The sequence below is a fragment of the Oceanobacillus saliphilus genome (assembly GCF_023522835.1).
Classification (GTDB): Bacteria; Bacillota; Bacilli; order Bacillales; family Amphibacillaceae; genus Oceanobacillus; species Oceanobacillus saliphilus.
Window position 1 is genome coordinate 1 of record NZ_JALCZU010000104.1, and the last position, 275, is coordinate 275.

Here is a 275-nt window from a genome sequence, read left to right on the forward strand (position 1 = left end):
TGGACACAGACTTTTCACCAGCAAATCGTGTTGGTGCCGTTACCGGTGCGCCAACGCCGATGAATCGTTCATCAATGTTGGCTAAGTTGCAGTTGGTTGAATATAACTCAATTATCGGGCTCATCAAGCGTGCGCAATCAACGATTGGTCGTTTGTTCACCGTTTCTGGTGTGGCGGCTTTGTACCGTCGTGACGCGGTTGTTGATGCTGGCTATTGGGATACAATCATGGCCGCTGAAGATATCGCCATGTCATGGGACATCCAATCACGCGGT

General features: G+C 50.2%; 1 protein-coding gene. It reads left to right on the forward strand.

Annotated elements, in window-relative coordinates:
• The coding region (locus tag MN204_RS20605) for a glycosyltransferase family 2 protein (protein ID WP_306798825.1) at positions 1 to 275 on the forward strand (275 nt) is incomplete at both ends.